Genomic DNA, 11,669 nt, shown 5'->3' on the forward strand with positions numbered 1-11,669 from the left:
ACTCGCGTCCCGCACCATCACCGGCAAGGGAGAACGAGCATGCACACGCGCACATTGGGCCAGGGTCTGCAGGTGTCGGCGATCGGCCTGGGCTGTATGGGGATGTCCCAGAGCTACGGCCCGAATCCGGGCAGCCGCACGGACATGATCGGCGTACTGCGCGGGGCCGTCGAGCGCGGCGTCACGTTCTTCGACACGGCAGAGGTCTACGGCCCCTATGTGAACGAAGAACTCGTGGGCGAGGCCCTGTCCCCGGTGCGGGACCGGGTCGTGCTGGCGACGAAGTTCGGCTGGCGCATTGAGAACGGCGCCTCGAACGGTCTCGACAGCCGACCCGAGCAGATCAAGCGGGTCGCCGACGCCTCGCTGCGCCGGCTGCGCACGGAGACGATCGACCTGTTCTACCAGCACCGGGTGGACCCCGACGTGCCGATCGAGGACGTGGCCGGCGCCATCGGGGAGCTGGTGCAGGCCGGTAAGGTGCGGCACTTCGGGCTGTCCGAGGCGGCGGCCTCCACGATCCGCCGCGCCCACGCCGTGCACCCGGTGACCGCGGTGCAGAGCGAATACTCGCTGTGGACTCGCGACCCCGAACCCGAGGTCCTGCCGGTGCTGGCCGAACTCGGCATCGGCTTCGTGCCCTTCAGCCCGCTTGGCAAGGGTTTCCTCACCGGGACCGTCGACACCACCACCACGTTCTCCGACGGCGACGTCCGCACCACAATCCCGCGCTTCAGTGAGGACAATCGCGCCGCCAACCAGCAACTGGTCGACCACGTCACCGCCCTGGCCCAGGCGAAGAACGCCACACCGGGGCAGGTGGCGCTGGCGTGGCTGCTCGCCCAGCACCCCTCGATCGTGCCGATTCCCGGCACCCGCCGGATCGAGCGGGTCGAGGAGAACGCCGCCGCCACAAACGTGGCCCTGTCCGCGGATGAGCGGGCGGATCTTGACGCGGTGGCGGGACGTCTCGGTGTCCATGGTGACCGCTACAACGAGACCCACATGGGCCTGGTCGGCAAGTGACCCAGCCGTGCGGGCCACCGTCGCGCACTGGCGCAGGCCGGGCTGGTGCCTGAACGGCCGTTGCCCCGGTTGACGTAGGTCAGCAGGACGTACTGCAGGGGCCATTTCTGGCTCTCGGTGGGCATGTAGAGCATGACGTTGAAGAAGGCGTTCCAGTAACCGACCGCGTAGAAGAGGGTGATGACCGCGGTGACGGCACGGGAGGTGGGCAGGACCACCGACCGCAGGATCCGCCAGTCCCCGGCGCCGTCCGTGCGGGCGGCGTCGATGAGTTCCGCGGAGGTGCCGGAGTAGAAGGAGCGCAGGACGAGGATGTTGAAGACCGACACCGCGCCGGGCAGGATCAGCGCCCAGTACTTGCCGTAACCGCCGAGGCCGGTGACGACCAGGAAGGTGGGGGTCAGGCCGCCGCTGACGAACATGGTGACGACCAGCAGGGTGAGGATCGGCCGGTGTCCGTATGACTGGGCGCGGGAGAGCCCGTAGGCGCACAGTACCGACACGGCCATGGACAGAGCCGTGCCCGCGACCGTGATGCCCAGGCTGACCACCACGGAGGTGCGGACGGTGCGGTCTTCGAGCATCTGGCGGTACGCGGACGTGGTGAGACCGTCGGGCCAGATCACCAGGCCGCCGGCGCGGTTGACGGCGCCCTGGGTGGAGAGGCTCGTGACCACGATGATCCACAGGGGTACCAGGACCGCGGCGATCATCCCGGTGAGGGCCACGCCCCTGCCCGCACGTCCGGCCGTGGTCGGTTCCTCGTCCCAGACGGGGCGGTTGCCGCTGCGGCGCTGCCGCAGGGGGAGACTGACGCTCATTTGCGGTACAACCCGTCCTCCCCGAAGGCATGCGTGAGTTTGTTCGCGCCTCTTCAAGAGCGTCATCTCACTTCTGCTGATCTGGGGCATCAAGCAGCAGCCCAGCAGCAAGGCGCCGGCGGACTGGTTCACCGGCGACGTGTGGTGGGACGTCATCGTGGCGGGGCAGGAGCCGTCCCGCATGCGCGCCAACCTGGTCCGCTTCTCCCCGGGCGCCCACACCAACTGGCACTCCCACGCCGTGGGCCAGACCCTGCACGTCGTTTCCGGCATCGCCCTGATCGGCACCCGCGACGGCACGATCGTCGAGGCCCACCCCGGCGAGACCGTCGCGTGTCCGCCGGACGAGGAACACTGGCACGGTGCCGTCCCCGACCGGTTCATGGAGCACATCGCCCTGTGGGAGGGCACGGGCGACGGCAGCCCCGAGACCGCGTGGGCCGAGCCGGTCACCGACCAGCAGTACAACGGCCCCCGCCCCCGCAACCAGTAGCCCGGCCGACCGATCGTGCAACCCGGGGTCGCTCGAGACGTCAAGGCACCCCGGAGGAGGGCCGTTGTGGGTCCGCCAGCCAGGCAAGGAGGCGGCGCGGCTCTGTCCTGCCTCCCCCGCGCGAAAGTGCCCCCGATCATGTCGGCCATTCGCTCCTGACGGAGCGTAAAGGGGGAGGAAAGTCTCCCTGCCACGAGCGTTGCCGGTGGTGCAAGACTCCCCATGCGACCAGTCGCCGCCGCCAAGGCGCGCGGTGGCCCGGTTCCCCGCGGTGACGACGCGCCGTTCTCCCGTCCCGCTGGTGTGTACAGCCGATCCGTCCGCGATACGAAGGCGTACGTATGTCCACTGAACTCCCCGAGTCTGCCGTTCCACCCCCCACCGGAGCCGGCGAGTCCGCCCCGGCGCCCACTCGGCGCACCTTCATCGCCACCAGTACGGCGGTCGGTGGTGCGGTCGTCGCGGGCGGCGTGATCGGAGGAACATTCCTCGCGGCCCCGGAAGAGGTGGCCGCCGCCGAGGCGCCGCCCTCCAGCCGCGTGTCCCTGACGGTCAACGGCACCCGCCGGACCGTGACGGTCGACAACCGCACATCGCTGCTGGACCTGCTGCGCGAGCACCTCGGCCTCACCGGCTCCAAGAAGGGCTGCAACGCCGGGGCCTGCGGCGCCTGCACCGTGCTGGTCGACGGCCGGCGGGTCAACTCCTGTCTGACGCTGGCCGTTCGCCTGGAGGGCGAAGAGGTCACCACCATCGAGGGCCTGGCCGACGGCGACCGGCTCCACCCGCTGCAGCAGGCGTTCATCGACGAGGACGCCTTCCAGTGCGGCTACTGCACACCCGGCCAGATCGTCTCCGGCGTCGGCTGCATCCAGGAGGGCCACACCGGCTCTCCGGAGGAGATCCGCGAGTGGATGAGCGGCAACATCTGCCGCTGCGGCTGCTACGTGAAAATCGTGCGCGCGGTCGAGCAGACCGCCGCCCGGAAGTAAGGAGCGGCCGTCATGCATCCCTTCACCTACACGCGCGTGTCCGACACGCGGGAAGCCCTCAACGCCGGTCGTCGCGGCGGGCGTTACATCGCCGGCGGCACCACGTTGGTCGACCTGATGCGGGAGATTGTCGAGCGCCCCGAGGCGTTGGTCGACATCAGCGGTCTGCCGCTGGACGAGGTCACCGTCACCGAGCGCGGCGGGCTGCGTATCGGTGCGCTGGTGACCATGTCTGAGGCCGCCGCCCACCGCAAGGTGCGCACCCTGTTCCCGGTCATCTCCGAGGCGCTGGAACTGAGCGCCTCCGCCCAGTTGCGGAACATGGCGACCATCGGCGGCAACATCATGCAGCGCACCCGGTGCACGTACTTCCGGGATGTGACCGCCGACTGCAACAAGCGCGAGCCCGGCTCCGGTTGCGCCGCGCTGCACGGAGTCAACCGCACGCACGCCATCCTCGGCACCTCCGACGCCTGCGTGGCCACCCACCCCTCCGACGTCGCCGTGGCGTTCGCGGCGCTTGAGGCGCAGGTGCGCCTGCTGGGCCCGGACGGGGAGCGCCAGCTCCCCTTCACCGACTTCCTGCTGCGTCCGGGCAGCACCCCGAACCGTGAACAGGCCCTCAGAAAGGGCGAGTTGATTACCGCAGTGGAGATTCCCGCTCTTCCGCGTCCGCTCAGGTCCGGCTACCTGAAGGTGCGGGACCGGCAGTCCTACGAGTTCGCCCTGACCTCGGCGGCCGTCGCGCTGCACGTGCGCGGCGGGGTGATCCGCGAGGCGAGAGTGGCCGCCGGAGGGGTGGGCACGGTGCCGTGGAAGCTGCCGGCCGTCGAGCGGCACCTCGTCGGCGAGCGCCCCTCGGACGCGTTGTGGACGGCCGCTGCCGCCAAGGCGGCGGAAGGCGCCCGTCCTCTTCAACACAACCGGTTCAAGGTCGAGTTGCTGATGCGGACCGTCGAACGCCAGCTGCGCATCGTAGGAGGTACGAAGTGAGTCCCCAGCCGCAGGCAGCCGTGGGTGCGCCGCTGTCCCGGGTGGACGGCCGGCTGAAGGTCACGGGCAAGGCGCAGTACGCCGCCGAGTTCGATGTCGACGGGGCGGTGCACGCCGTCATCGTGGATGCGAGCATCGGCCGCGGCCGCATCACATCGATCGACACCGGCGCCGCCGAGGCCCAGCCGGGCGTGCTGCGGGTGATCCACCACGGCAACGCACCGAAGCTGCCGTACCGCGACAACGCCGGGTCGAACAACCCGCCTGGGCGCAGGCTGCGGGTCTTCCAGGACGACCGCGTGCGCTTTCACGGCCAGCCGGTCGCCGTCGTCGTCGCCACCACCATCGAGGCAGCGCAGCACGGCGCGACTCTGGTGAAGGTCGACTACGACGCGGCACAGCCCTCGACGGACCTCCACGATGCGGAGCGGGACAAGCCGACGAACTACGCGCGCGGCGATGCGGAAGCGGGCCTGCGCGACGCGCCCGTACGGCTGGATCTGACGTACCAACTGGCGCGCAACCACCACAATCCGATGGAGCCGCACGCCACCATCGCCCGCTGGGACGGCGACAAGCTGACCGTGTGGGACAAGACGCAGTGGGTGATGGGCACGCATGACGAGCTCGCGGCAGTGTTCGACCTGCCCGCCGAGTCGGTGCGCGTCATCAACCCGTTCGTCGGCGGCGGCTTCGGCAGCGGACTGCGCTGCTGGCCGCACAGCGTCGTCGCCGCCCTGGCCGCGCGGGAGACGAAGCGTCCGGTCAAGCTGGTGCTGAGCCGCAAACAGATGTACTTCGGCACCGGTTTCAGGCCGTCGTACGAGTACCGGCTGCGCCTCGGCAGCGACCGGCGCGGCCGGCTGACCGCCGCGATCCACGGCATCGACGCCGAGACCTCCTCCTACGAGACGTTCACCGAGGCAGTCATGGGCGCGGGGCAGATGCTCTACAGCATGCCGAACGTCAGCCAGGCGTACCGGACGGTCCCCCTGGACGTGAACACCCCGATCTGGATGCGTGGCCCCGGCTTCGCCTCGGCGTCGTTCGTGATCGAGTCGGCCATGGACGAACTCGCGCACAGGCTGGGCGTCGACCCGATCGAGCTGCGCCGGCGCAACGAACCGAACGAGGACGAGTCGAGCAACCTGCCGTTCTCCACCCGTCGGCTGCGCGAGTGCTACACCGTCGGCGCCCGCGAGTTCGGCTGGCAGCGCCGCTCCGCCCGGCCACGTTCGAGGCGCGAGGGCGACTGGCTGATCGGCCTCGGTATGGCCGCCGGTGTCTACGACCCCGGGCAGTACCCCGCACAGGCCCGGGCCCGCCTCGATGCCGACGGCACCGCCGTGGTCGAGGCGGCCACCAGTGACATGGGGCCGGGCACCTACACCTCCCAGACCCAGGTCGCCGCCGACGCCCTCGGGCTGACCATGCGCACGGTCACCTTCCGGCTCGGCGACTCCCTCTACCCGCCGACCTCGCCGCACGGCGGCTCGGCGACCATGGCCAGCGTCGGCACCGCCGTCCACGACGCCTGCACCCAGGTGCGGCAGCAGGCGATCAAGCTGGCCGTCGAGGACCGCGAGTCGCCGCTGTACGGGGTGAAGGCGGACGACGTGGTCGTACGCGGCGGCCGGCTGCACGTGCAGGGCAACCCGGCCCGCGGCGAGACGTACCGGACGCTCCTGGCCCGCAACGACCGCACCCACCTCGAAGCGGGCGGCTCCTACACCGGGCCGCCCAGTCCCGAGCGGCACTCCTACCACGCCTACAACGCCACCTTCGCGGAGGTCGCCGTCGACGCGACCCTGGGCCTGGTGCGGGTCAGGCGCATGCTCGGCGTGTACGACGCGGGCCGCATCATCAGCCCCAAGCTCGCGGACAGCCAGGCGATCGGCGGCATCGTGGGCGGCATCGGCACGGCCCTCCTTGAGCACACGGCCACCGACCACCGCGACGGCCGGATCGTCAACGCCAACCTCGCCGACTACCTCGTCCCCGTCAACGCCGACGTCCCCGAGGTCAGGGCGATCTACCTGGACGGCGAGGACAACGACGGCAACGCGCTCGGCGTCAAGGGCCTTGGCGAGGTCGTCCAGGTGGGGGTGGCGGCCGCGATCGGCAACGCGGTCTTCAACGCCACCGGCCGCCGCATCCGCGAACTGCCCATCACCGCGGAGGCGTTGCTCTGACCCGTGCGCTTCGGGCCGGCGCGGTGCACACCGCTCGTCCGGCGGCCCGTCCCCCGTTCGGCCGCCGGACCTCCCGGGGCCGCCGCCGCATGACGTTTTCCCCGGCGTCGTGGCGGCGGCCCGCTCACTTTCCGATCCTGTCCTGCCATGGAGAACCGCCATGCTCAACATCGCGGACACACTGCACCGCTGGTGCCGCGAGGCACGCCCCTTCGCCCTGGCCACCGTCGTCGACGTGACCGGCAGCGCACCGCTGCCGGTCGGTACGTCGGTCGCGGTGGACGAGGACGGCACCGCGGTCGGCAGCATCTCCGGCGGCTGCGTCGAGGGCGCGGTCTACGAACTGTGCCGACAGGTGCTCCGCGACCGGGGCGCTCCGCAGCGGGCCTGGTTCGGTTACTCCGACGACGACGCCTTCGCCGTCGGCCTGACCTGCGGCGGCGAACTCGACGTCCTCGTCCAGCGCGTCGATCCCGCGGCCCAGCCGCACTTGGTCACGGCCCTCTCCGAGATCGACCGAGGACGACCGGTCGCCGTGGCACAGGTCGTGGACGGCCCGGAGCGCCTCCTCGGCTCCACGCTGAGCGTGCTCGGCGGTGGCCATGCCACCTACGGGCGCGTGGATGGCGGCCCGGCAGACCGGGCGGTGGCCGGCCAGGCCCGGGCCCTGCTGCGGGCCGGCCGCACCAACCGCGTCGACATCGGCGGGGAGGGAGACGGATGCCATGACCGGCTGTCCGTCCTCGTCCACGTGCAAGCGTCCCGGCCGCGCCTGCTGGTCTTCGGCGCCGTCGACTTCGCCGCCGCACTCAGCCAGGCCGGCCGCTTCCTCGGCTACCGGGTCACCGTCTGCGACGCCCGCCCTGTCTTCGCCACGACCGCACGCTTCCCCCACGCGGACGAAGTGGTGGTCGACTGGCCCCACCGCTACCTCGAACGCGCCGAGGTGGACGAGCGCACCGCCGTATGCGTCCTCACCCACGACGCCAAGTTCGACATTCCCCTGCTGCGCCTGGCCCTCGACCTGCCCGTCGCCTACGTGGGGGCGATGGGCTCACGTCGCACCCACGCCGAGCGCCTGCGACTCCTGCGTCAGGAGGGCGTCACGGCAGACGAGTTGGCGCGGCTGCGTTCCCCGATCGGCCTCGACCTCGGAGCCCGTACGCCCGAGGAGACGGCTCTCTCCATCACCGCGGAGATCATCGCCCAGGCCAACCAGGGAACGGGCCGGCCCCTGACCCGGATCACCGGCCCGATCCACCGGCCGAGTTCTACAAGGCAATGGACGAGACCCGAGCCGTCAAGGCCCTCCTGAAGCCCTGACCGGACGCCGGAGTTCGGCCTACCGGCCGAGGCGTTACGTCGCACGGTAGCGGGCGCTGACCGTGGTCAACGGCACACCGTCACCACGGGACGACCGATCGACCGTGTGAGGGCGATCTCCTGACCCATCAGTTCTTCGCGGTACGGGTACGCAGCCGCCCGTCCGCGCCCCCCCACCAGAAGGGTGAACGCCATGCAGTACGCACACCTGGGCCGCACCGGCCTGAAGGTCAGCCGTCTCGCGCTGGGCACCATGAACTTCGGCGACGCGACGGACGAAGCCGCCAGTTTCAAGATCATGGACTCCGCGCTGGAGGCAGGCATCAACCTGTTCGACACCGCCGACGTCTACGGCGGGCCGCAGTCTCCTGACATGGAGCAGGGGTACGGGCTGTCCGAGGAGATCATCGGGCGCTGGCTTGCCCAGGGCGGCGGCCGGCGGGAGCAGATCGTGCTGGCGACGAAGGTGTACCAGCCGATGGGCACCGGCCCGAACGACAAGTATCTGTCCGCGTACAAAATCCGGAAGGCCGCGGAGGACAGCCTTCGGCGTCTTCAGACCGACCACATCGACCTCTACCAGATGCACCACATCGACCGGTCGACTCCCTGGGAGGAGATCTGGCAGGCGATGGAGCAGCTGGTGCGCGAGGGCAAGGTGATCTACGTCGGCAGCAGCAACTTCGCCGGCTGGCAGATCGCGACCGCACAGAACGCCGCCGCCTCCCGCAGCTTCCTCGGCCTGGTGTCCGAGCAGAGCCTGTACAACCTGTCCGCCCGCACCATCGAACTCGAAGTGATCCCGGCACTTCGCCACTACGGGCTCGGCCTGATCCCGTGGAGCCCCCTGGGCGGCGGGCTGCTCGGCGGAGCACTGAAGAAGGCACAGGAAGGCCGCCGCGCGAAGCCGCAGATGCAGGACATCATCGAGCGGTACCGGTCCCAGCTGGAGGCGTACGAGGCGTTGTGCGCCGAGATCGGCGAACAGCCCGCCGACGTCGCTCTGGCCTGGCTGCTGCACAACCCGGTCCTCACCGCCACGATCGTCGGCCCCCGCACCCCCGAACAGCTCGCGACCAGTCGCCGCGCCCTCGACGTGCACCTGTCGAAGGAAACGCTGGACAAGCTCGACGAGATCTGGCCCGGCCCCGGCGGCGAAGCCCCCGAAGCGTATGCCTGGTAGACCCGAACGGATGATCCCGCCGCACCATGCGGGACATGGCGGATCGGCGGCGTCTCCGTACTCCGGCGAGTAGCCGCGAACGATCCCGGAGCAGAAAGCTGCTGGCAGGGGCCGTCCATGGAAGAGTTCACCAGCACTCTGAGCGCAGGCACCCATGGCCACGATCCGCGGAGCGCGGTGTTCGTCTCCGGCCCGGGGGCGTCGCTGGAGGCGAGCCACTCCTGTGTCTGATGGCCGAACTACAGATCGTCCGGTGCGTCCGGTCCGTCCGTCTTGGTCGGCGCCCACCCCGGATCCACGGCGTTGCCGTCGCTGTGCGGCCTCGGCGCAGGCTTCGTCGTCGGGGCCGCGCTGCCGGTCGACGGCGTACGTCGCCCGCTGCATCCTCGCCGCGAACAGAAGGGATGAGCCGCCCCGAGGGCGGAGCAACAACCATGCTGAAAAGGTCCATTCTGCGCCGGCGTAAGCCGGCCGACGACACAGGCTCAGTCCTCGGGCAGCCGGTCACCGGGCGTATCCGTGCCGGGACGGGGCCGGTGCTGCGGGTGCGGCCGGGCGCGGCGCTGGCAGCGGCGCTGCTGGGGTTCTTCGTCATCACTCTGGACGCCCTGGTCGTCAACGTCGCCCTGCCCGCCATCCGGACCGACCTGGGCGGCGGGATGACGGGCCTGCAGTGGGTCGTCGACGGCTACACCTTGATGTTCGCAGCCCTGCTGCTGTCGGCTGGTTCGCTCTCGGACCGCGTCGGCGCGCGCCGGGCGTTCGCCCTGGGCCTGGTGGTGTTCGTGGCCGCTTCCGCCGCGTGCGGGATGGCCCCCGGCCTGCCCGCCCTGATCGCCGCCCGCCTGGTGCAGGGTGCCGGGGCGGCCGCGATGATGCCCACCAGCCTGGCGCTGATCCGCGAGGCGTACTCCGATCCGGTCAAACGGGGCCGGGCGGTGGCGCTCTGGGCGGTGGGCGGCGCGGTCGCCTCCGCCGCCGGGCCGGTCGCCGGTGGTGCGGCCAGCCTGATCAGCTGGCGGACGATCTTCTTCATCAACCTGCCGGTCGGCGTCGCCGCGCTGGTGCTGCTGGCCTTCGCCGCCCGCTCACCGGGCCGCGCCGTGCCCTTCGACGTCACCGGGCAGATCAGCGCGGTCCTCGCGATGGGCGCGCTGACGTTCGCCGCGATCGAAGCGGGCTCCGCCGGTTTCGCCGCACCCCAGGTCTGGGCAGCCGCCTTGCTCACGGTGGGCGCAGCCGCGGTGTTCGTCCGGGCCCAGGCCCGCGGCCGGCATCCGATGGTGCCGCTGGAGCTGCTGCGCCGACGGACCGTGCTGATCTCCTGCGGCGCCGGGTTCGCGTTCATGGCTGCCTTCTACGGCATGGTGTTCGTCTTCAGCATCTACCTCCAGCAGCAGCGCGGCCTGTCCGCGCTCGCGACCGGGCTCACGTTCGTCCCGATGACGGTGCTTTCCGCGTTCGTCAACCCGCTCTCCGCCCGCGCCGCCGAACGCTTCGGGCCCCGGGTGCCGATCGGGTGCGGCATGTACCTCATGACCTGCGGCCTGCTCTCGCTGGCCCTGGTGCCGGCCGGGATACCGACGTGGGCGCTGGCCCTGCTGATGCTGCCGGTCGGACTCGGCGGCCCGCTCGCCATGCCTCCGACCACCGCCCTGCTCGTCAACAGCGTCCCCGCCCACGAGACAGGCACCGCCAGCGGCGTCTTCAACACCAGTCGCCAGCTCGGCGGCGCACTTGCCGTCGCCGTCTTCGGCGCCCTCATCGCCGACCAGGCGCACTTCCTGCCCGGGCTGCGCATCAGCCTCGTCCTCGCCGCCTTGACCACCCTGGCCGCCGCTACCGCCGGCCTCTACCTCCGCCCCACACCAGCGGGCGCCCCAGAAGACGAAGACCCCGCCGCTCCGTCGGCCGTTCCCCGGCCTGTGGCTCCCCCCTCCACGGACAACCGCGCGTAGAAGGAGACACCGCGATGACGCACTGGACCAGCGACCAGCTCAACACGATCGAGCAGACCGGCGAACTGCACATCCAGCCCCAGCGGGCCGACGGCCGGCTGCGCACGCCCACCACTATCTGGGTGGTGCGCGAAGGAGACGACCTCTACGTGCGTTCCTACAACGGCCCAGACGGTGCCTGGTTCCGCACCGCGAAGGCGAGCGGCACCGGACGCATCCGCTGCGGCGGCATCGACCAGGACGTCACCTTGACCCCGATCCACGACGGCGCGCTCAACGACCGCATCGACGGCGCCTACCGCACCAAGTACGCCGCCGCCAGCGCATACGTCCCGCCGATGGTCGCCGACCGGGCCCGCGCCACCACCCTCAAGCTCACCCCCCGCTGACCGAGCCCAGCCAGTCCCTCGCTCGGCCGCCAGGGCTTCGACATCAGCTGAAGGTAGGTGGACGCCCCCGGTGCCTCGTCGGTGGCCATACGGGCCTCCCTCGCGGGTCATCGCCGCTCTCCGGCGCGCGACTCCAGACTGGCGCGTTATATGTCTTTATTCTCCCGCTTGGGTGAGCAGGCGACTGCGGCGAGGGCCTGAGGTGTGCGCGCTGCTTCGGCCGCCCTGGGTGCGTCCGTCCGTTCCGCGCCCTGGGCCGTCCAGGTCCACGGCGACGGCAGATTCTCTGCACCGGCATG

General features: G+C 70.8%; 10 protein-coding genes. 9 read left to right on the plus strand and 1 reads right to left on the minus strand.

The features are described from left to right. Window positions 1-39: 39 nt before the first annotated feature. Window positions 40-1,026 carry an aldo/keto reductase gene (locus ACFVYN_RS03330; protein WP_389991777.1) on the plus strand — a complete coding sequence of 329 codons (987 nt, stop codon included), beginning with the start codon at window positions 40-42 and terminating at the stop codon, window positions 1,024-1,026. Here the strand turns inward: ACFVYN_RS03330 and ACFVYN_RS03335 are convergent. Beyond that, window positions 990-1,847, minus strand: a complete 858-nt coding sequence (locus ACFVYN_RS03335; RefSeq protein ID WP_389991780.1) for a carbohydrate ABC transporter permease — start codon at window positions 1,845-1,847, stop codon at window positions 990-992. The genes ACFVYN_RS03330 and ACFVYN_RS03335 overlap by 37 nt on opposite strands. A gap of 79 nt (window positions 1,848-1,926) precedes the next feature. Between ACFVYN_RS03335 and ACFVYN_RS03340 the strand changes: the two genes are divergently transcribed. The 8 genes from ACFVYN_RS03340 to ACFVYN_RS03375 all read left to right on the plus strand — a co-directional run bounded on the left by ACFVYN_RS03340 (window position 1,927) and on the right by ACFVYN_RS03375 (window position 11,370). Beyond that, entirely contained in the window at window positions 1,927-2,340 is a 414-nt protein-coding gene (locus ACFVYN_RS03340) for a cupin domain-containing protein (RefSeq protein WP_389992248.1), read from the plus strand. Window positions 2,341-2,681: 341 nt separating this feature from the next. After that, window positions 2,682-3,332, plus strand: a complete 651-nt coding sequence (locus ACFVYN_RS03345) for a (2Fe-2S)-binding protein (protein WP_389991783.1) — start codon at window positions 2,682-2,684, stop codon at window positions 3,330-3,332. A gap of 12 nt (window positions 3,333-3,344) precedes the next feature. After that, complete coding sequence (locus ACFVYN_RS03350; protein WP_389991786.1) at window positions 3,345-4,325, plus strand: FAD binding domain-containing protein; 981 nt, start codon at window positions 3,345-3,347, stop codon at window positions 4,323-4,325. Beyond that, on the plus strand, window positions 4,322-6,517 hold the full coding sequence (locus tag ACFVYN_RS03355; RefSeq protein WP_389991789.1) for a xanthine dehydrogenase family protein molybdopterin-binding subunit: 2,196 nt from the start codon (window positions 4,322-4,324) through the stop codon (window positions 6,515-6,517). Before ACFVYN_RS03350 ends, ACFVYN_RS03355 begins: the two co-directional genes overlap by 4 nt. Before the next feature lie 160 nt (window positions 6,518-6,677). Further along, window positions 6,678-7,832 carry an XdhC family protein gene (locus ACFVYN_RS03360; protein ID WP_389991792.1) on the plus strand — a complete coding sequence of 385 codons (1,155 nt, stop codon included), beginning with the start codon at window positions 6,678-6,680 and terminating at the stop codon, window positions 7,830-7,832. Between the two features lie 201 nt (window positions 7,833-8,033). Next, window positions 8,034-9,023 (plus strand): aldo/keto reductase, encoded by a 990-nt coding sequence (locus ACFVYN_RS03365; protein ID WP_389991795.1) that lies wholly within the window; start codon window positions 8,034-8,036, stop codon window positions 9,021-9,023. A gap of 434 nt (window positions 9,024-9,457) precedes the next feature. Then, window positions 9,458-10,981, plus strand: a complete 1,524-nt coding sequence (locus ACFVYN_RS03370; RefSeq protein ID WP_389991798.1) for an MFS transporter — start codon at window positions 9,458-9,460, stop codon at window positions 10,979-10,981. Window positions 10,982-10,995: 14 nt separating this feature from the next. Continuing rightward, a complete protein-coding gene (locus ACFVYN_RS03375) occupies window positions 10,996-11,370 on the plus strand; it encodes a DUF2255 family protein (protein ID WP_389991801.1) in 375 nt (124 codons plus the stop codon). Window positions 11,371-11,669 lie beyond the last annotated feature (299 nt).

It is taken from the genome of Streptomyces sp. NPDC058307 (assembly GCF_042880295.1).
Lineage (GTDB): Bacteria > Actinomycetota > Actinomycetes > Streptomycetales > Streptomycetaceae > Streptomyces.

Bases quoted from the DNA above. Each gene is read 5' to 3' on its own strand.
- ACFVYN_RS03330 (WP_389991777.1), top strand. From the start codon at position 40: ATGCACACGCGCACATTGGGCCAGGGTCTGCAGGTGTCGGCGATCGGC.
- ACFVYN_RS03335 (WP_389991780.1), bottom strand. From the start codon at position 1,847: ATGAGCGTCAGTCTCCCCCTGCGGCAGCGCCGCAGCGGCAACCGCCCC.
- ACFVYN_RS03345 (WP_389991783.1), top strand. From the start codon at position 2,682: ATGTCCACTGAACTCCCCGAGTCTGCCGTTCCACCCCCCACCGGAGCC.
- ACFVYN_RS03350 (WP_389991786.1), top strand. From the start codon at position 3,345: ATGCATCCCTTCACCTACACGCGCGTGTCCGACACGCGGGAAGCCCTC.
- ACFVYN_RS03360 (WP_389991792.1), top strand. From the start codon at position 6,678: ATGCTCAACATCGCGGACACACTGCACCGCTGGTGCCGCGAGGCACGC.
- ACFVYN_RS03365 (WP_389991795.1), top strand. From the start codon at position 8,034: ATGCAGTACGCACACCTGGGCCGCACCGGCCTGAAGGTCAGCCGTCTC.
- ACFVYN_RS03370 (WP_389991798.1), top strand. From the start codon at position 9,458: ATGCTGAAAAGGTCCATTCTGCGCCGGCGTAAGCCGGCCGACGACACA.
- ACFVYN_RS03375 (WP_389991801.1), top strand. From the start codon at position 10,996: ATGACGCACTGGACCAGCGACCAGCTCAACACGATCGAGCAGACCGGC.